Annotated in this window: 19 protein-coding genes and 3 tRNA genes; 14 read left to right on the top strand and 8 right to left on the bottom strand. The window is 51.1% G+C overall.

Annotated elements, in window-relative coordinates:
- Positions 1-29: 29 nt before the first annotated feature.
- From fliT to fliD, 3 genes are read right to left on the bottom strand one after another with little or no spacing between them, the layout of a single operon-like run.
- Entirely contained in the window at positions 30-401 is a 372-nt protein-coding gene (fliT, locus tag KW829_RS03340) for a flagella biosynthesis regulatory protein FliT (RefSeq protein WP_010432391.1), read from the bottom strand.
- Entirely contained in the window at positions 401-811 is a 411-nt protein-coding gene (gene fliS, locus KW829_RS03335; RefSeq protein WP_010432394.1) for a flagellar export chaperone FliS, read from the bottom strand. Before fliS ends, fliT begins: the two co-directional genes overlap by 1 nt.
- Before the next feature lie 30 nt (positions 812-841).
- Positions 842-2,254 carry a flagellar filament capping protein FliD gene (fliD, locus tag KW829_RS03330; protein WP_218307589.1) on the bottom strand — a complete coding sequence of 471 codons (1,413 nt, stop codon included), beginning with the start codon at positions 2,252-2,254 and terminating at the stop codon, positions 842-844.
- Positions 2,255-2,523: 269 nt separating this feature from the next.
- Between fliD and KW829_RS03325 the strand changes: the two genes are divergently transcribed.
- From KW829_RS03325 to sdiA, 8 genes are all read left to right on the top strand, one after another.
- Entirely contained in the window at positions 2,524-3,813 is a 1,290-nt protein-coding gene (locus KW829_RS03325) for a FliC/FljB family flagellin (RefSeq protein WP_218307588.1), read from the top strand.
- A 162-nt stretch (positions 3,814-3,975) separates the two neighbouring features.
- Positions 3,976-4,695: an RNA polymerase sigma factor FliA gene (locus KW829_RS03320; RefSeq protein ID WP_042714098.1), complete on the top strand. Its 720-nt coding sequence runs from the start codon at positions 3,976-3,978 to the stop codon at positions 4,693-4,695.
- Positions 4,696-4,749: 54 nt separating this feature from the next.
- The gene (gene fliZ / locus KW829_RS03315; protein ID WP_010432406.1) at positions 4,750-5,301 is read left to right on the top strand and encodes a flagella biosynthesis regulatory protein FliZ; all 552 of its coding nucleotides are present in this window, start codon (positions 4,750-4,752) and stop codon (positions 5,299-5,301) included.
- 86 nt (positions 5,302-5,387) lie between these two features.
- Positions 5,388-6,188: a cystine ABC transporter substrate-binding protein gene (tcyJ, locus tag KW829_RS03310; protein ID WP_010432408.1), complete on the top strand. Its 801-nt coding sequence runs from the start codon at positions 5,388-5,390 to the stop codon at positions 6,186-6,188.
- A gap of 107 nt (positions 6,189-6,295) precedes the next feature.
- The gene (gene dcyD, locus KW829_RS03305) at positions 6,296-7,282 is read left to right on the top strand and encodes a D-cysteine desulfhydrase (RefSeq protein WP_010432411.1); all 987 of its coding nucleotides are present in this window, start codon (positions 6,296-6,298) and stop codon (positions 7,280-7,282) included.
- Between the two features lie 21 nt (positions 7,283-7,303).
- Positions 7,304-7,972 carry a cystine ABC transporter permease gene (gene tcyL / locus KW829_RS03300; RefSeq protein WP_218307587.1) on the top strand — a complete coding sequence of 223 codons (669 nt, stop codon included), beginning with the start codon at positions 7,304-7,306 and terminating at the stop codon, positions 7,970-7,972.
- Positions 7,969-8,721 (top strand): L-cystine ABC transporter ATP-binding protein TcyN, encoded by a 753-nt coding sequence (gene tcyN, locus KW829_RS03295; RefSeq protein ID WP_010432417.1) that lies wholly within the window; start codon positions 7,969-7,971, stop codon positions 8,719-8,721. The genes tcyL and tcyN overlap by 4 nt, the downstream gene beginning before the upstream one ends.
- 223 nt (positions 8,722-8,944) lie before the next feature.
- On the top strand, positions 8,945-9,667 hold the full coding sequence (gene sdiA / locus KW829_RS03290) for a transcriptional regulator SdiA (RefSeq protein ID WP_218307804.1): 723 nt from the start codon (positions 8,945-8,947) through the stop codon (positions 9,665-9,667).
- A gap of 65 nt (positions 9,668-9,732) precedes the next feature.
- On the opposite strand, the gene KW829_RS03285 is transcribed toward sdiA, so the two are convergent.
- A complete protein-coding gene (locus tag KW829_RS03285; RefSeq protein WP_010432421.1) occupies positions 9,733-9,957 on the bottom strand; it encodes a DUF2594 family protein in 225 nt (74 codons plus the stop codon).
- Positions 9,958-10,424: 467 nt separating this feature from the next.
- On the opposite strand from KW829_RS03285, the gene uvrY reads away from it, so the two are divergent.
- The 6 genes from uvrY (at position 10,425) to KW829_RS03255 (ending at position 13,960) form a co-directional block, all read left to right on the top strand.
- Positions 10,425-11,081: a UvrY/SirA/GacA family response regulator transcription factor gene (gene uvrY / locus KW829_RS03280; RefSeq protein ID WP_089599504.1), complete on the top strand. Its 657-nt coding sequence runs from the start codon at positions 10,425-10,427 to the stop codon at positions 11,079-11,081.
- Positions 11,078-12,910 carry an excinuclease ABC subunit UvrC gene (uvrC, locus tag KW829_RS03275; protein WP_218307586.1) on the top strand — a complete coding sequence of 611 codons (1,833 nt, stop codon included), beginning with the start codon at positions 11,078-11,080 and terminating at the stop codon, positions 12,908-12,910. Before uvrY ends, uvrC begins: the two co-directional genes overlap by 4 nt.
- A gap of 56 nt (positions 12,911-12,966) precedes the next feature.
- Positions 12,967-13,515: a CDP-diacylglycerol--glycerol-3-phosphate 3-phosphatidyltransferase gene (gene pgsA, locus KW829_RS03270; protein WP_006176115.1), complete on the top strand. Its 549-nt coding sequence runs from the start codon at positions 12,967-12,969 to the stop codon at positions 13,513-13,515.
- 151 nt (positions 13,516-13,666) lie between these two features.
- Positions 13,667-13,742, top strand: a tRNA-Gly gene (locus tag KW829_RS03265).
- Positions 13,743-13,788: 46 nt separating this feature from the next.
- Positions 13,789-13,862 (top strand) — tRNA-Cys (locus tag KW829_RS03260).
- A gap of 11 nt (positions 13,863-13,873) precedes the next feature.
- Positions 13,874-13,960 (top strand) — tRNA-Leu (locus KW829_RS03255).
- A 109-nt stretch (positions 13,961-14,069) separates the two neighbouring features.
- Here KW829_RS03255 and KW829_RS03250 read toward each other — a convergent pair.
- The 4 genes from KW829_RS03250 to KW829_RS03235 are packed head-to-tail and all read right to left on the bottom strand — an operon-like array spanning position 14,070 to position 17,003.
- Positions 14,070-15,077 carry a tyrosine-type recombinase/integrase gene (locus KW829_RS03250; protein ID WP_218307585.1) on the bottom strand — a complete coding sequence of 336 codons (1,008 nt, stop codon included), beginning with the start codon at positions 15,075-15,077 and terminating at the stop codon, positions 14,070-14,072.
- A complete protein-coding gene (locus tag KW829_RS03245; RefSeq protein ID WP_032646300.1) occupies positions 15,074-15,952 on the bottom strand; it encodes a BRCT domain-containing protein in 879 nt (292 codons plus the stop codon). The genes KW829_RS03250 and KW829_RS03245 overlap by 4 nt, the downstream gene beginning before the upstream one ends.
- A gap of 28 nt (positions 15,953-15,980) precedes the next feature.
- Positions 15,981-16,610, bottom strand: a complete 630-nt coding sequence (locus KW829_RS03240) for a hypothetical protein (RefSeq protein ID WP_218307584.1) — start codon at positions 16,608-16,610, stop codon at positions 15,981-15,983.
- A gap of 9 nt (positions 16,611-16,619) precedes the next feature.
- Positions 16,620-17,003 carry a helix-turn-helix domain-containing protein gene (locus tag KW829_RS03235; RefSeq protein WP_032646298.1) on the bottom strand — a complete coding sequence of 128 codons (384 nt, stop codon included), beginning with the start codon at positions 17,001-17,003 and terminating at the stop codon, positions 16,620-16,622.
- Between the last annotated feature and the right edge of the window lie 251 nt (positions 17,004-17,254).

Genomic DNA, 17,254 nt, shown 5'->3' with positions numbered 1-17,254 from the left:
CGGGAAACGTTCGTTCGCCAGCTACATGGCTAATTGAGATCGCTACTACTTTGCGGGACCAGGACATGACCGCCCTGGTTGCTGTAGGTGGAAAGAACGGTTTTCTGAATGGAGGATTGCCCCACCATTTTCGCCAGTTCATTCATTCTGGACTGCAGCAATGTTTTCACCTGGCTTTCATTGTCGAGGATCACGCGCAGAGTCGGTCGAAGTTGCTCCTGCATTTGTGCAGAGGGTTCCGCTTCCTGCGTAAGACGAGCCAGCGAGTGCACCGCATTGACATAATCGGTTTCACAAGTAATGAGATCATCCCATAAACCCTGGCGAGCCAGTCGCAACATCAACTGGCTCTGCTCAAGGAGTTGCTGATAAAGGGTATAGAGTTGCGGTGCATTACTCATTAGACGGCGTCCTGCATCAGTTGTGGCGTACCCGCAACCTCCTTCCACCCGTCAGCGATATTGCGCAGCAATGTTTCCACCTCTTCGATGGCGCTGGCGTCGTTATTCACGTTGGCGTGCAGGAGGCGACGTACCATATAGGCATAAAGGGCAATCAGGTTTTGCGTAAGCTCATCACCGTTATTGTCCACCAGGCCAACCTTCAGCCCGTTTTCAATAATGTTGATGGCTTTCGAGAGTGCTAACCCCTTTGCCGGAATATTACCGTCTTGCAGGAACAGACGCGCGCGAACCAGCGCGCTGAGGGCTCCATCAAATAGCATGATAACCAGCTGTTGCTGGCTGGCGCTCATCACCGCGCTTTCAACCTCTATTTTTGCGTAGGCTTGCGTGCCTTTTGCGCCGTACATGTTATCCCCCTCGGGTTCGTTTAGCGTTTACTACTTGCTGCTGGACGTATTTTCAAACTGCTGCGTCAGGTAGCTGCTGGTGTTGTTCAGCGAAGTCATCAGTACGTCCAGCTGGGTAAACTGGGCTTTGTACTGTGCCACGCGCGCGTCAATACGCTCGCTCACGGCGTTGTACTGATCGGTAAGCTTGTTCAGCGTTTTACTGACGCCATCTTTGGCTGCCTGGATAATCCCTTTGCTGGAGAGCCAGTCAGTCAGTTGGGTGGCCATAGTGGTGGTGATGCCGGTGGTTTTACCGTCACCCACAACCAGATCTTTCACGGCAGACGGGTTATCCGTCAGCGCTTTTTTCAGCTTGGTGTTATCCAGCTCCAGTTTGCCGGAGCTTGGATCGGTCGTGATACCCAGCGACGACAGTGTTTTGTACGTGGTACCGCCCACGGTGTTGCTCAGCATGGTTTTCAGCTGGGTCTGAATCGTACGCAGCGTGCTGTCACCCAGCAGGGCGCCGTTGCTGGAATCCTGTGCATCTGTGCCTGCATCCACCGCCGTATATTTGGTTAAGGTTGCAAAGCTGTCCTGCAGGGTGTTGTAAGCATCCACCCAGGCTTTCATTGCCGTTTCGGCTTTAGACGTATCTTTGGTGATCGTCAGCGTCTGGTTACCGGTGGTGACGTCATTCAGGTTCAGGGTGATATCTTCCAGCGCATCGCTGATGGTGTTGCTGCTGTTTTCGATATCAACGTTGTTGACCTTCAGCTTGGCGTTCTGCGCGGTAACGCTTTCCGTCATGCCGTTGCTGGCGTCGGTGCTGGTGCCGTTGTAACCCATAAAGGATTGCAGGGCGCTGTCGCCGCTCACGCTGATGCTGACCGCGTTATCTGCACCGGTTTCGGTAGAGGTAATAGACAGACGATACTGGCCATTACCGACGTTAATAATACTGGCGGTCACGCCCGCATCTGCTTTGTTGATGGCATCACGAATGCCGGTCAGCGAGGAGTTTGCCGCGCTGATATCAACGGTCACCGGATCTTTACCGTTGCCCGCGGTAAAGGTAATTTTGCTGTCCGCGGTGGCAATGGCGGTTTTGGTATCCGCCTGGGTATTTTTAGTGGTCAGCGTCTGCGCCTGCGCCAGCTGAGAGACGCTAATGGTGTATTTACCCGCAATCGCGCTGCCGGTCGTGGTCGCGCTGAATGCCGTGGTGCTGCTCGCCGTGCTGGTGGCCGTAAACAGGTCAGCTTTATTCAGCGCGGTGTTGGCGGTCTGAAACGCTTCCAGCGAACTCTTCAACGTGCCGTAAGCGCTAAGCTTGGCGGTATAGGATGTCTGTTGTTTGGAAATCGGCGTCAGCTGCGCTTTTTCGGCCGTGGTGAGACTATCCAGAATGTCTGCTAACTTAAGACCCGAACCAATCCCCAATGATGAAATACTTGCCATATTTATTCCTTAATCTATCGACACGTAGAACGAATAGTGGGGTTATCGGCCTTTATGCGTGAAAGTTTACGGTTAATTTCTTTTTTTTAATGGCGGGAATAACGGTAATAGAGAAGAGTATTTCCGTGGCTAAAAAAATTATCGAGATCCTGAAAAAAAATCTAAAGGTTGTTTTGGACCAGACGATAACACCTTTGACGGCGATGAAGCCGAAGGGTGGAAACCCAAATCTAACCAAACAGATTTGATGAACAACAGGAATCGAAATCATGGCACAAGTCATTAATACCAACAGCCTCTCGCTGATCACTCAGAACAACATCAACAAGAACCAGTCTGCTCTGTCTTCTTCTATTGAGCGTCTGTCTTCCGGTCTGCGTATCAACAGCGCTAAAGATGATGCTGCGGGCCAGGCTATCGCTAACCGCTTCACGTCTAACATCAAAGGTCTGACTCAGGCTGCACGTAACGCTAACGACGGTATCTCTCTGGCACAGACCACTGAAGGCGCGCTGTCTGAAATCAACAACAACCTGCAGCGTGTTCGTGAACTGACCGTTCAGGCAACGACCGGTACTAACTCTGATTCTGACCTGTCTTCAATCCAGGACGAAATCAAATCCCGTCTGGACGAAATCGACCGCGTATCTGGTCAGACTCAGTTCAACGGCGTGAACGTGCTGGCTAAAAACGGCACAATGGCGATTCAGGTTGGCGCAAACGACGGTCAGACAATCAGCATCGACCTGCAAAAAATCGATTCTTCAACTCTGGGTCTTAATGGTTTCTCTGTAACTAGTAATGCGCTGAAAGTAAGTGACGCTGTTACTCAAATTGGTGATGGTTCTGCTGCTCCAAATGATGTTAATTTAACTGCGGCAGCGACTGCATTGACAACTGCTACCGGAAGCACTGTTGATGCGAAATCATTGTCACTGCATAACGTATTGGATAAAGATGGTAACGCTACAGGAAATTATGTTGTTCAAAGTGGCGATGATTTCTATGCTGCATCAGTAACTACAGCGGGCGTAGTATCCTTAAATACTACCGATGTCACATATGATGATGGCGCGAATGGAGTTACCGATGCTCAGCAGACAGGGAAACTGGTTAAAGTTGGCACTGATGATAGTGGTAACGCTGTAGGTTATGTGACTGTGCAGGGTAAAAATTACCTTGCTGCAGCTGGTAACCTTGGAAATGGCGGAGCAGCTGTTGCTACCGACATTGGTGATATTGCTAATGCCAACAATACTTCCGTATACAATGGTGCAGCTTCAGCAGATCCACTGGCTCTGCTGGACAAAGCTATCGCGTCTGTTGATAAATTCCGTTCTTCACTGGGTGCGGTGCAGAACCGTCTGAGCTCTGCTGTAACCAACCTGAACAACACCACCACCAACCTGTCTGAAGCGCAGTCCCGTATTCAGGACGCTGACTATGCGACCGAAGTGTCAAATATGTCTAAAGCGCAGATCATCCAGCAGGCCGGTAACTCCGTGCTGTCCAAAGCTAACCAGGTTCCTCAGCAGGTTCTGTCTCTGCTGCAGGGCTAATCGCCTGATAATGCTTAAACCCCGCTTCGGCGGGGTTTTTATTTAGCGCTATTTGCATAACCCCCCAAATAACCCCTCATTTCACCCACTATTCACCCAATTGAAACCCCTGCAGAATCGGATAATCATGCCGATAACTCAATTAACGCAGGGCTGTTTATCGTGAATTCACTCTATACCGCTGATGGTGTAATGGATAAACACTCGCTGTGGCAGCGTTATGTTCCGCTGGTGCGTCACGAAGCATTGCGCCTCCAGGTGCGTTTGCCGGCGAGCGTGGAACTGGACGATCTGCTACAGGCGGGCGGTATCGGGTTATTGAATGCAGTTGACCGATACGACGCTCTGCAAGGAACGGCATTTACGACTTACGCAGTTCAGCGTATTCGTGGGGCGATGCTGGACGAGCTGCGCAGCCGAGACTGGGTGCCGCGCAGTGTTCGCCGCAACGCGCGCGAAGTGGCGCATGCGATGGGGCAGCTGGAACAGGAACTGGGACGCAACGCGACGGAAACCGAAGTGGCTGAGCGTCTTGGGATCGCTGTTGAAGAGTATCGTCAGATGTTGCTCGATACCAATAATAGCCAACTCTTCTCTTACGATGAGTGGCGCGAAGAGCATGGCGATAGCATCGAGCTGGTGACGGATGAGCATCAGCAAGAAAACCCGTTACACCATTTAATGGAAGGGAATTTACGCCAGCGCGTGATGGAAGCGATTGAAGCTTTACCAGAGCGCGAACAGCTGGTGTTGACCCTCTATTACCAGGAAGAGCTCAATCTTAAGGAGATTGGCGCGGTACTGGAGGTGGGGGAGTCTCGGGTTAGCCAGCTGCACAGCCAGGCCATCAAGCGCTTACGCACGAAACTGGGTAAGTTATAGGTGATTGATTCACCTCGGAAATGCCGCACAACGTATTGACAACCAGGAGTTATCATGACGGTGCAGCAATCTAAAAGACGGCCTTTAAGCCGCTACCTGAAAGACTTTAAACACAGCCAGACGCATTGCGCCCACTGTAATAAATTACTCGACCGTATCACGCTGGTTCGTCGTGGCGAAATCGTGAACAAAATCGCGATATCCCGCCTCGACACGTTAATGGATGAGGCCGCCTGGCTCGAAGAGCAAAAAGAGTGGGTGGCGCTTTGCCGTTTCTGTGGCGATCTCCACTGCAAAGAGCAAAGCGACTTCTTCGATATTATCGGCTTCAAGCAATTCCTGTTTGAGCAAACGGAGATGAGCCACGGCACCGTTCGCGAATATGTGGTTCGCCTGCGTCGCCTTGGGCAACATCTGACCGTCAACAATATTTCTCGCGACCTGCTGAAAACCGGTTATCTGGATGAAAATCTGGAGCCGTGGCTGCCTGCGACCAGCACCAACAACTACCGGATTGCGCTGCGCAAGTATGCGCAATACAAGGTACAGATGCCGGGTGTCGTGAAGCAGAAAGCCCACGCCGGAACAACTTCTGATATATATTAAAAAAGAATAAGATGTAGCGCAGTCGCCTTTGACGTTGCAGGCGATTTCTCTACACTACGTAAAAATTCCACTATATCGGGGTATTTATGAAATTTGCACTTCTGGGTCGTCAGGCGCTGATGGGTGTTATGGCCGTTGCGCTGGTTGCGGGCATGAGCGTGAAAACGTTCGCCGCGGAAAACCTGCTGAATAAAGTAAAAGAGCGTGGCACGCTGCTGGTGGGGCTGGAAGGAACCTATCCTCCGTTCAGCTACCAGGGCGACGACGGTAAACTGACCGGTTTCGAAGTGGAATTTGCGGAAGAACTGGCGAAGCACCTTGGCGTGAAAGCGTCCCTGAAACCGACCAAATGGGACGGTATGCTGGCGTCGCTGGATTCAAAACGTATTGATGTGGTGATCAACCAGGTGACCATTTCTGACGAGCGTAAGAAGAAGTATGACTTCTCCACGCCGTACACCGTGTCCGGTATTCAGGCGCTGGTTAAGAAAGGTAACGAAGGCGGGATTAAAACGGCTGCGGACCTGAAAGGGAAGAAAGTCGGCGTCGGTCTGGGTACCAACTACGAAGAGTGGCTGCGCCAGAACGTGCAGGGCGTGGACATCCGTACCTATGATGATGACCCGACCAAATACCAGGATCTGCGCGTGGGCCGTATCGACGCCATTCTGGTTGACCGCCTGGCCGCGCTGGATCTGGTGAAGAAAACCAACAATACCCTGGCCGTTGCGGGTGATGCGTTCTCTCGTCAGGAAGCCGGTATCGCCATCCGTAAAGGTAACGAAGACCTGGTGAAAGCGATCGATTCCGCGATTGCTGACATGCAGAAAGACGGCAGCCTGAAAGCGCTTTCTGAGAAATGGTTCGGCGCTGACGTCACCAAATAAGTCTTTGACCCATAAAAAAAGGCGCTTTTAAAAGCGCCTTTTTTATTTCTTACGCGTCTGCGTGCATAATGAAAAATATCATATGAATTAGCGTTACCGGAGGAACCATGTCACTGCAGAATTTAACGCGCTTTCCCCGCCTGGAGTTTATCGGCGCGCCCACGCCGCTGGAGTATTTACCCCGATTTTCTGATTATTTAGGACGCGACATTTTCATCAAGCGCGATGACGTGACGCCGATGGCGATGGGCGGCAATAAGCTGCGCAAGCTGGAGTTTCTGGCGGCAGACGCACTGCGCGAAGGGGCGGACACGCTGATCACCGCAGGGGCGATTCAGTCTAACCACGTGCGCCAGACGGCGGCGGTGGCGGCAAAACTTGGCCTGCACTGCGTTGCGCTGCTGGAAAACCCTATTGGAACGCACGCAGAAAACTATCTGACTAACGGTAATCGTCTCCTGCTGGATCTGTTTAACGTGCAGGTCGAGATGGTCGACGCCCTGACCGATCCGACCGCGCAGCTCGACGAACTGGCCACGCGTCTGGAAGCGCAGGGTTTTCGTCCGTACGTTATTCCTGTCGGCGGGTCGAACGCGCTGGGCGCATTGGGCTATGTAGAAAGCGCGCTGGAAATTGCTCAGCAATGCGAGGGGGCGGTGAATCTCTCTTCTGTCGTTGTCGCCTCCGGTAGCGCCGGAACCCATGCCGGGCTGGCGGTGGGGCTGGAGCAACTGCTGCCGGATGTCGAGCTGATTGGCGTGACGGTCTCCCGCAGCGTTGCGGATCAGAAGCCGAAAGTGGTTACTTTACAGCAGGCGGTGGCAGAACAACTGGAGCTGAAAGCCAGGGCTGACATTCTGCTCTGGGATGACTATTTTGCGCCGGGCTACGGCACGCCAAATGAAGAGGGGATGGAAGCGGTGAAATTGCTGGCACGCCTCGAAGGCATTCTCCTCGATCCGGTCTATACCGGTAAGGCGATGGCGGGGCTGATAGACGGCATTGCACAGAAGCGCTTTAAGGATGAAGGACCGATTTTGTTTGTTCACACTGGCGGGGCGCCTGCGCTGTTTGCCTATCATCCTCATGTCTAAAAATCAGGTCGAAAAATAATAATGCACGAAAGTATTCAGCTGGTTATTGATTCACTGCCGTTCCTGCTTAAGGGGGCGGTGTTTACGCTTCAGCTCAGTGTCGGAGGGATGTTCTTCGGCCTGGTGCTTGGGTTTGTTCTGGCGTTAATGCGCATGTCGCCCGTCTTGCCGGTACGCTGGCTGGCGCGTTTTTACATCTCTGTATTCCGTGGCACGCCCCTTATCGCCCAGCTCTTTATGATCTACTACGGTTTGCCGCAGTTCGGTATTGAGCTTGATCCCATCCCGGCGGCGATGATCGGTCTGTCGTTAAATACCGCTGCCTACACTTCCGAAACCCTGCGTGCGGCAATCTCCTCCATTGATAAAGGGCAGTGGGAGGCGGCAGCCAGTATCGGGATGACGCCGTGGCAAACCCTGCGTCGGGCGATATTGCCCCAGGCCGCGCGCGTAGCGTTACCGCCGTTGAGCAACAGCTTTATCAGCCTGGTAAAAGATACGTCGCTGGCGGCCACCATTCAGGTGCCGGAGCTGTTCCGTCAGGCGCAGCTGATCACCTCGCGGACGCTGGAAGTGTTCACGATGTATCTGGCGGCCTCGCTGATTTACTGGGTGATGGCGACGGTGCTTTCCGCCCTGCAGAATTATTTTGAAAACCAGCTTAACCGCCAGGAGCGTGATCCGAAATGAGTGCAATCGACGTTAAAAACCTGGTGAAAAAATTCCACGGACAAACGGTGCTCCACGGTATCGATCTGGAAGTGGAGCAGGGCGAAGTGGTGGCGATCATCGGGCCGAGTGGCTCGGGGAAAACCACGCTGCTGCGCAGTATTAATCTCCTTGAACAGCCTGAAGGCGGAACGATTCGTGTAGGGGATATTACGATTGATACCGGGAAATCCATTAGCCAGCAGAAAGGCTTAATTCGCCGTCTACGTCAGCATGTCGGTTTTGTTTTCCAGAACTTCAACCTTTTCCCGCACCGTACGGTGCTGGAAAATATTATTGAAGGGCCGGTCATCGTGAAGGGGGAGCCAAAAGAAGAGGCCACCACCCGCGCACGGGAACTGCTGGCGAAGGTTGGGCTGGCAGGTAAAGAAACCAGCTACCCGCGCCGTCTTTCGGGTGGACAGCAGCAGCGTGTGGCCATTGCGCGCGCGCTGGCGATGCGTCCGGATGTGATCCTGTTCGATGAGCCCACCTCCGCGCTCGATCCCGAGCTGGTAGGGGAGGTGCTTAACACCATTCGCCAACTGGCGCAGGAAAAACGGACAATGGTGATTGTGACTCACGAAATGAGCTTTGCGCGTGATGTTGCAGACCGGGCTATTTTTATGGATCAGGGCCGCATTGTTGAGCAAGGGCCAGCGAAAAGCTTGTTTGCGAACCCGCAACAGCCCCGCACCCGCCAGTTCCTCGAAAAATTCCTCATGCAGTAGCATTTTTGCCGTAATTTGCTCCAGATTTTTCCTCTGGGGCAAATTATTCGCCTCCAAACGCGTGTTCGTAGTTCTTTTATTCCACCCGTGTTCAGATTAACCGTATTAAATCTAAAGATTCAGGTGCGTTGGACGATATTTTGTATAAATAAATAAGATTTATGTGTTAGGTTATATTCACCATAATAATGATTATCTTTATCAGAGGCTTCATTCGGTAAGTATGAGGGATTCAGACTTTTTCAACTGGCGACGGGATTGCTTCCTCCGGTTTCAGGAAATGTCCTGTGCCGACGAGGTATATCAAGAACTTCAGCGACAAACGCAGGCACTCGAATTTGATTATTTCTCACTTTGCGTTCGTCATCCTGTCCCCTTTACGCGCCCCCGGATTTCGGTCCAAACCAGTTATCCGCAGGAATGGATGGCGCAATATAAGTCAGAGAATTTCTTCGCCATCGATCCGGTGCTGAAACCAGAGAATTTCATTCAGGGGCATTTACCCTGGACGGATGAATTATTCGCTGATGCTCAGGCACTGTGGGACGGCGCGCGGGATCACGGTTTGCGTACGGGAATTACACAGTGTTTGATGCTGCCTAATCACGCGCTCGGTTTCCTGTCTGTATCACGTACTAGCGCACAGGCGGATAAGTTGAGCTGCGAAGAAATAGAGTTGCGCCTGCAAATGCTGGTTCAAATGGCCTTAACGTCTCTGCTGCGTTTTGAACATGAGATGGTCATGCCGCCTGAAATGAAATTCAGCAAGCGTGAGCGGGAAATTCTGAAGTGGACTGCGGAAGGAAAGACGTCTGCAGAAATAGCGATTATTCTCTCGATATCTGAGAATACGGTTAATTTCCATCAAAAGAATATGCAGAAGAAATTTAACGCGCCAAACAAGACGCAGATTGCCTGTTATGCGGCGGCGACAGGACTGATCTGAAGAGACAACACGTTCTGCGTGACAGACGAGATAACGGCTGAATGCACCGCATCCAGCCGTTTTTTTTACTGACGGTAAGCTTGTTTAATCTGCTTAACGGTGTTGGCGAATACGGCTGATTCAGCCTGGTCTTCCATCTGCGCGATTTGTTTTTCCATCTTAAGGATCACACGGCCCGCATCAGCCTGACCCATTGCCTGCAACATGAGCGTCAGCAGCGCTTTCAGACAGTTTACTTCCTGTGCCAGTTCTTGGTTATTTTCCGCAGTGGCGAAATCAGGTGAGCTCATTTATTTTCCTCAATATAAAACAGCGCGCGAGCGCGACGATGAAAGTCAAGGCCGCGGAGTATACCACAAGCCGTGACAAAAAAAGCAGTGGTTGTTTTTCGTACTTTTCCGCATTTTGTTTATTTACGTAAACAATACCCACAGGTAATGTCTCCTCTGCGATATTCACAATTTATTGTCATCGCCGGTTCGTTTGCCGTTAATTGTTGTTACAAAAAGTTTAGAACTGTTTTTAAGCCGATGTAGCGTGCCTGTTTTTTGTAACTTTTTGAATACAGATGCTTAAAAATAGACGCAAAAGCCCATACCGCATGGGTTTTCTTTCCACTTGCTGTACAGGCTAATTTCCAAAAACGAGAGCGTAATCGTATAGCACGTTTTTTAACGTTTTAATCTTGCGAGGAAAACCGTTAATATAAACGCAATAAGTAGTCAGTAGCGTTATCCCTATTCTGGAGACATTTCCTTTGATCAACGTCCTTCTTGTTGATGACCACGAACTGGTGCGCGCAGGGATACGACGCATTCTTGAAGATATAAAGGGTATTAAAGTTGCCGGTGAGGCCTGCTGTGGTGAAGATGCCGTGAAATGGTGTCGCTCAAACTCGGCCGACGTGGTGTTGATGGATATGAACATGCCCGGCATTGGTGGGCTTGAAGCAACACGTAAAATCGCCCGTACCTTTGTTGATACCAAAGTCATCATGCTGACCGTACATACCGAAAACCCGCTGCCCGCGAAAGTTATGCAGGCGGGGGCCGCCGGGTATCTGAGTAAAGGCGCCGCACCACAGGAAGTTGTGAATGCGATTCGCTCCGTGTTTGCCGGGCAGCGCTACATCGCCTCAGACATTGCACAACAGATGGCATTGAGCCAGATTGAACCTGAAAAAACGGAATCGCCGTTTGCCAGTTTGTCTGAGCGCGAGTTGCAGATTATGCTGATGATCACCAAAGGTCAGAAAGTGAATGAGATCTCTGAACAACTGAATCTCAGCCCGAAAACGGTGAACAGCTACCGCTATCGGATGTTCAGTAAACTGAACATTCACGGTGATGTCGAGCTGACTCACCTGGCCATTCGTCATGGTCTGTGTAATGCGGAGTCGTTAATAAGTCAGTGAATGAAGCGTTCGATTCAAAAGCATTTCTAAAAACCGTCACCAGCCAGCCAGGCGTGTATCGCATGTATGACGCTGGCGGTACGGTTATCTATGTGGGTAAGGCGAAAGATCTCAAAAAACGCCTTTCCAGCTATTTCCGCAGCAATCTTGCCTCCCGCAAAACCGAAGCGCTGGTCGCACTCATTCAGAATATTGATGTCACCGTCACGCACACCGAGACGGAAGCGCTGCTGCTTGAACATAACTACATCAAACTGTATCAGCCCCGCTACAATGTGTTGCTGCGCGATGATAAATCCTATCCCTTTATTTTCCTGAGCGGGGATACCCATCCGCGTCTGGCGATGCACAGGGGCGCGAAGCATGCGAAGGGTGAATATTTCGGTCCGTTCCCGAACGGATATGCTGTGCGAGAAACGCTGGCGCTGCTGCAAAAAATCTTCCCGATCCGCCAGTGTGAAAACAGCGTTTACCGTAACCGCTCGCGTCCGTGCCTGCAGTACCAGATTGGTCGCTGTCTGGGGCCGTGCGTAGCGGGTCTGGTCAGCGAAGAAGAGTATGCCCAGCAGGTGGACTATGTTCGCCTGTTCCTCGCGGGGAAAGACGATCAGGTTCTCACCCAGCTTATCGCGCGGATGGAGAAAGCCAGCGCGGCGCTGGAGTTTGAAGAGGCTGCGCGCATTCGTGACCAAATTCAGGCCGTACGCCGCGTTACCGAAAAGCAGTTTGTCTCCAATACCGGTGACGATCTGGACGTGATTGGCGTGGCCTTTGACAACGGGCTGGCCTGCGTTCACGTTCTGTTCATTCGCCAGGGTAAAGTGCTCGGCAGCCGCAGCTACTTCCCGAAAGTACCGGGCGGCACGGAGCTGGGTGAAGTGGTCGAGACATTTGTTGGACAGTTCTATCTTCAGGGTAGCCAGATGCGCACGTTACCCTCCGAGATCCTGCTTGATTTCAATCTCGACGATAAAACCCTGCTGGCGGATTCCCTCTCTGAACTGGCCGGGCGTCGGGTGAATGTCCAGACGAAACCGCGCGGGGACCGCGCACGCTATTTGAAGCTGGCACGCACCAACGCGGCGACGGCGCTGACGACGAAACTGTCCCAGCAGTCGACGGTTAGCCAGCGTTTAATCGCGCTTGCTACGCTTCTGAAGCTGCCGGAAGTGAAACGTATGGAGTGTTTTGACATCAGCCATACGATGGGGGAGCAGACCGTGGCCTCCTGCGTGGTGTTTGATGCCAACGGTCCGCTGCGGGCGGAGTATCGCCGCTATAACATCACCGGGATCACGCCGGGGGATGATTACGCCGCGATGAACCAGGTGCTGCGTCGACGCTATGGTAAAGCCATCGAAGAGAGCAAGATCCCGGACGTGATCCTTATCGACGGCGGAAAAGGGCAGCTCGGGCAGGCGAAGGCGGTGTTTGAATCACTCGACGTCGAGTGGGATAAAAACCATCCGCTGCTGTTGGGCGTGGCGAAAGGGGCGGATCGTAAAGCGGGTCTGGAAACGCTTTTCTTTGAGCCGGAAGGTGAGGGCTTTAGCCTGCCGCCGGATTCGCCCGCGCTGCATGTGATCCAGCATATCCGCGACGAATCGCACGATCACGCGATCAGTGGCCACCGTAAAAAACGGGCGAAGGTCAAAAACACCAGCACGCTGGAGACCATCGAAGGCGTTGGACCAAAACGTCGTCAAATGCTGCTGAAGTATATGGGCGGATTGCAAGGATTACTCAATGCCAGCATGGAGGAAATTGCAAAAGTGCCGGGTATTTCGCAAGGGCTGGCAGAAAAGATCTACTACTCGTTGAAACATTGAGGGCTCTGTAGCAACATAGAGCTAAATTTTACTGACAACAGACAGTTACCGTCATTATGCGATTTAATATCCCTACGTTGCTCACTCTTTTTCGCGTCGTGCTTATCCCGTTCTTTGTACTGGCGTTTTACCTGCCGGTCGTCTGGGCGCCTTTTGCCTGCGCACTTATTTTCCTGGTCGCTGCGGTAACCGACTGGTTCGACGGTTATCTGGCGCGCCGCTGGAATCAAAGCACTCGCTTTGGTGCGTTCCTCGACCCGGTGGCCGATAAAGTCATGGTGGCGATCGCGATGGTGCTGGTGGCTGAACATTACCACACCTGGTGGGTCACGCTGCCCGCGGCAACGATGATTGGCCGCGAAATTATCATCTCTGCGCTGCGGGAGTGGATGGCGGAGTTGGGTAAACGCAGCAGCGTGGCGGTATCCTGGATTGGTAAGGTCAAAACAACGGCGCAGATGGCGGCGCTGGTCTGGATGCTGTGGCGTCCAAACGCTTGGGTTGAGTGGGCGGGAATTGGTCTGCTGTGGGTTGCCGCGGTACTGACGCTGTGGTCAATGCTGCAGTATTTAAACGCGGCGCGCGGAGATTTGCTTGAACAGTGATCGTTTCGACGTAATTTTCAGCAAACGATCCGGGGATGCAAAAAATAACGTTGACTCAAAACGACATATCAGTAGAATGCAACGCATCGAACGGCGGCACAGCTAGCCGGACGATAATGAAATCAAGTGGTTAGAAACAACTTGATGACATGCGGGAATAGCTCAGTTGGTAGAGCACGACCTTGCCAAGGTCGGGGTCGCGAGTTCGAGTCTCGTTTCCCGCTCCAGATTAAAGACATGCGCAACAGCGGGTGTCAGTTTGAAAAGTTTTACGGCGCGTTAGCAAAGCGGTTATGTAGCGGATTGCAAATCCGTCTAGTCCGGTTCGACTCCGGAACGCGCCTCCACTTTCTTCCCTGGCCGGATGGTGGAATCGGTAGACACAAGGGATTTAAAATCCCTCGGCGTTCGCGCTGTGTGGGTTCAAGTCCCACTCCGGCTACCATGGGAAAAGTAGAATAAAATCAATGATAAGCAGTGTCGTATAAACCACCGAAAGGTGGTTTTTTTATGTCTCAAATTTGAGGCAGTGGCAGCAAAATGGCAGCACACCTTTAATCTTTCTCTGCTCGATTATCAAAGGGGTTGAGTGCCACGGCTGCATCAAGATGATTTGGAGCGAAGTGAGCGTATCTCATCGTCATCATGATCGTGCTGTGCCCGAGGATTTGCTGTAATACCAGAATGTTTCCTCCACGCATCATAAAGTGGCTGGCAAAGGTATGTCTGAGCACATGGGTGCGCTGACCTTTAGGCAGCTCTATCCCAGCCCGAGTAAGTGCTGATTTGAAAGCCTCATATGCCGGGGAGAAGAGTGAACCGCGTTTTTTGGGAAGCATTTCTTGTAACTGCGGCGAAATGGGTACTGTTCGGTTTTTTTTGCTTTTGGTTTGCGTAAAGGTCAGACGTCCGGGAAGAATTTGAGATTGTTTTAAATCCTGCGCTTCACTCCAGCGTGCACCTGTGGCCAGGCAAATACGCACGATAATTCCCAAATCTTTGTTTGCTGACTGGTCACAAGCTTCAAGTAGCCGATCAATCTCCTCCTCGTAAAGAAAAGCCAGCTCCTGATCTCCTTCCTTAAACTGCCTGATACCTGAAAGCGGGTTATCTCCTTCCCACTCACCCAGCCGTTTCATCTCCGAGAATACAGCATGCAGGTATGACTGCTCGCGGTTTACTGTCGCTTCACTTAACTTCTTCTTGCCTTTCTGATTCCACTCCCCGCTTAAGCGCCGTTCGCGGTATACAGCAAACGTATTTTTATCGAAGTGGGAGGCGAGGGGGTCACCGAGGCGCTCACAAATAGCCAATAGCTTCACTTTTCGCTCATCGCCAGAAGAGAGCGTTTTGCCATGCATTTCGTACCAGCGTTCAACAAATGCCGAAAGAGTCACAGCAGTGTCATTTACAGGCTGGTTTAAAGAGTTATTCATTAAACGGCGCTCATAGGAGAGCGCCTCGCCTTTGGTAGCAAATTGCTTACGTATGCGTTTCCCATCACGTCCGTATGGGAAGCATTGCAACAGCCATTTGCCAGAGGGAAGTTTACGTACGGTCATTTATAAAAGCTCTTCCATTGCTCCTCGCTGATTATCTTCAACGGAATACCTTTCTCATCCCTGTAAGACACCGCCTTTTCAATTTTCCGACCGTGTGCTTTGTATCTCCAGTCTTTTGAACTCAGAGTGCCTACAATCAGGAAATCCAATTTCTGAGTGATATTGTCAATCACATTAGCTCCATGACTCCGTATCTCCTCAGCACACACGGAGCGCTTACCATGCAGAAATTCTCCCGTCAGACAAACGTTAGCTCCGGCAAGATTTAAAGATTCAATCGTATCTATGGGGAGCTGAGTCGATAGGCCATCCACAATTCCTGATTCCAGATCGCATCCAGTAAATGAGATAAGGGCCTGGCGAAGTTGAGCTCTTTCATCTTCGGTGATCTCACCGTCACGAAGGATATCTTCTACGAGGGTGTAGAGCTCCTTGCCGGGGTAGTTGTTTTTGAGCGCTCCATTGACTGATAAAAACCATCGAAGATATTTGATTTCGTCGTCATTAAGCTGAGCATCAGCCAAGATCCCCTTGCATAACCCTTCAAGCAAGTGCCTGTCTGATTCAATGGAGTCGAGTTGAAGATAAGGGAGGTCGATTAAGTCTTTCTGTATTTTAATGAGGTCTGCTTTGAGGAATTTCATTTCTGTCGGATCGATGACACCGTCAGAGAGAACATCTGCTATGCGATGCCGTATGGCTTTAACGCAATAGTTATCACTTATTTCCTGTGATTCAAGTAGCCAGGTATCGAGATAAAGCATTTCTTTTTGGGTCACTTCGCCATCACTAAGTATTCCATCAATGATACTGATGAGATTAGTGAAAGCTTTATCCCTGTTACTGAAGTAATGGAAACGAGAGTGCTCACTCATATCAAGACCTCTATGCATGTGTAGAAAATTAAAAGAAAAAGGAACCCACAAGGAAGCCAGCAATAAAGCAGGCAGCAATTTCTTTTGGATAAGTTTTTAAAAACTCAATGAAATTGAGCTTCGATGTGGTTAGCTCATCAGTAACTTGCGATGCCGCTTGAGTTTGTTGATCGAGCCAGGAAAGAGTCATTTGGAGTTGTGGCCGGGTAAGATCATTCAGTCTGCCCGTCCCGAAATTCACGTGACAGAAACGGATTAACTTTTGGCGCAAATCGTTATCAGTGCTGTTACGGAGCAGTAAACTAACAAGTGCCTTGCTCGCATCCTTGTCTTTACCGCGATCAGCCATTGCTTGCAGGTAGCTAACAGCTGTCTGATATTGATTGACGGTCATCTCTTCGATACTTGAAACACCAATCTCAGCATGTACTTTTTGCCAGACTTCATATGCTTCAGAATTAGAGATCTCAGAGACTGCCGCGACAAGGGCATTCAGCTCTTTTCTTTGCGCCTTGACGAGCGGCCGCTCGTCATGAGTATCTGAGGGGATCGCGATGTTGATGGTGTGACGACCATCAAATTTATCTATTTGAACGCGGTTTTCTGTGAAGTCGCGTCCAGCTATCCGGTTTTGATCTCCTGAGGAATTCACTTCCATACTGCTTCCCTATTTATTGTTTTCGTTGTAATCCCTGCCAGCCACTCGGTTACCACTACCAGACACAGTTATTGAATCCGAAGCGGCATTGCCTGCGTTTAACGCTGCTAGCGCCGCTGCTTTGACCGCCAGCGGAGCTTGTCTAAATAGATTAATCAACTCCTGCTCATCTGGAGAAAGGCTCTCCGCAGACCTTATCCCTGTAACGATGTACTGGATATCCGCACCAAATTTTGCTATTGCGGAAAGGTATGTGGAATCAGGATTTCGCTCACCTTTTTCATAATTGAGCTGAGCTTGTTTTCTAACACCACCTATCTCGCCAAGCGCAGCCTGACTCAGTCCCAAGCGTACGCGCTCTTCTTTGAGACGTTCTCCTGTACTCGTTTGCATTCAATAATCCTTGACAGGTACTCATTTGAGTACCAGAATGTAAATCACAGACACTTAGCAGATCACAATATACCACTATGACACAAGTACAAAACACACAGCGGGCGCGTACGCCCAAAAACAGCGTAGCTGGCGGTTCTTTGCCACTGCGTTTGTCCCCTGAAGAACGATCAGAAATTGAGGCCATGGCAGAGGCTGAGTGCCGCTCAGCATCAAACATGGTACGCATCGTCTTTCTGCGTGGCCTTGAA

Origin of the sequence: Enterobacter sp. ENT02, from assembly GCF_019219165.1 — a bacterium.
Lineage (GTDB): Bacteria > Pseudomonadota > Gammaproteobacteria > Enterobacterales > Enterobacteriaceae > Enterobacter > Enterobacter mori.
The sequence above is the reverse complement of the archived record's forward strand: the minus strand, read 5'-3'. Positions and strand labels throughout refer to the sequence as shown.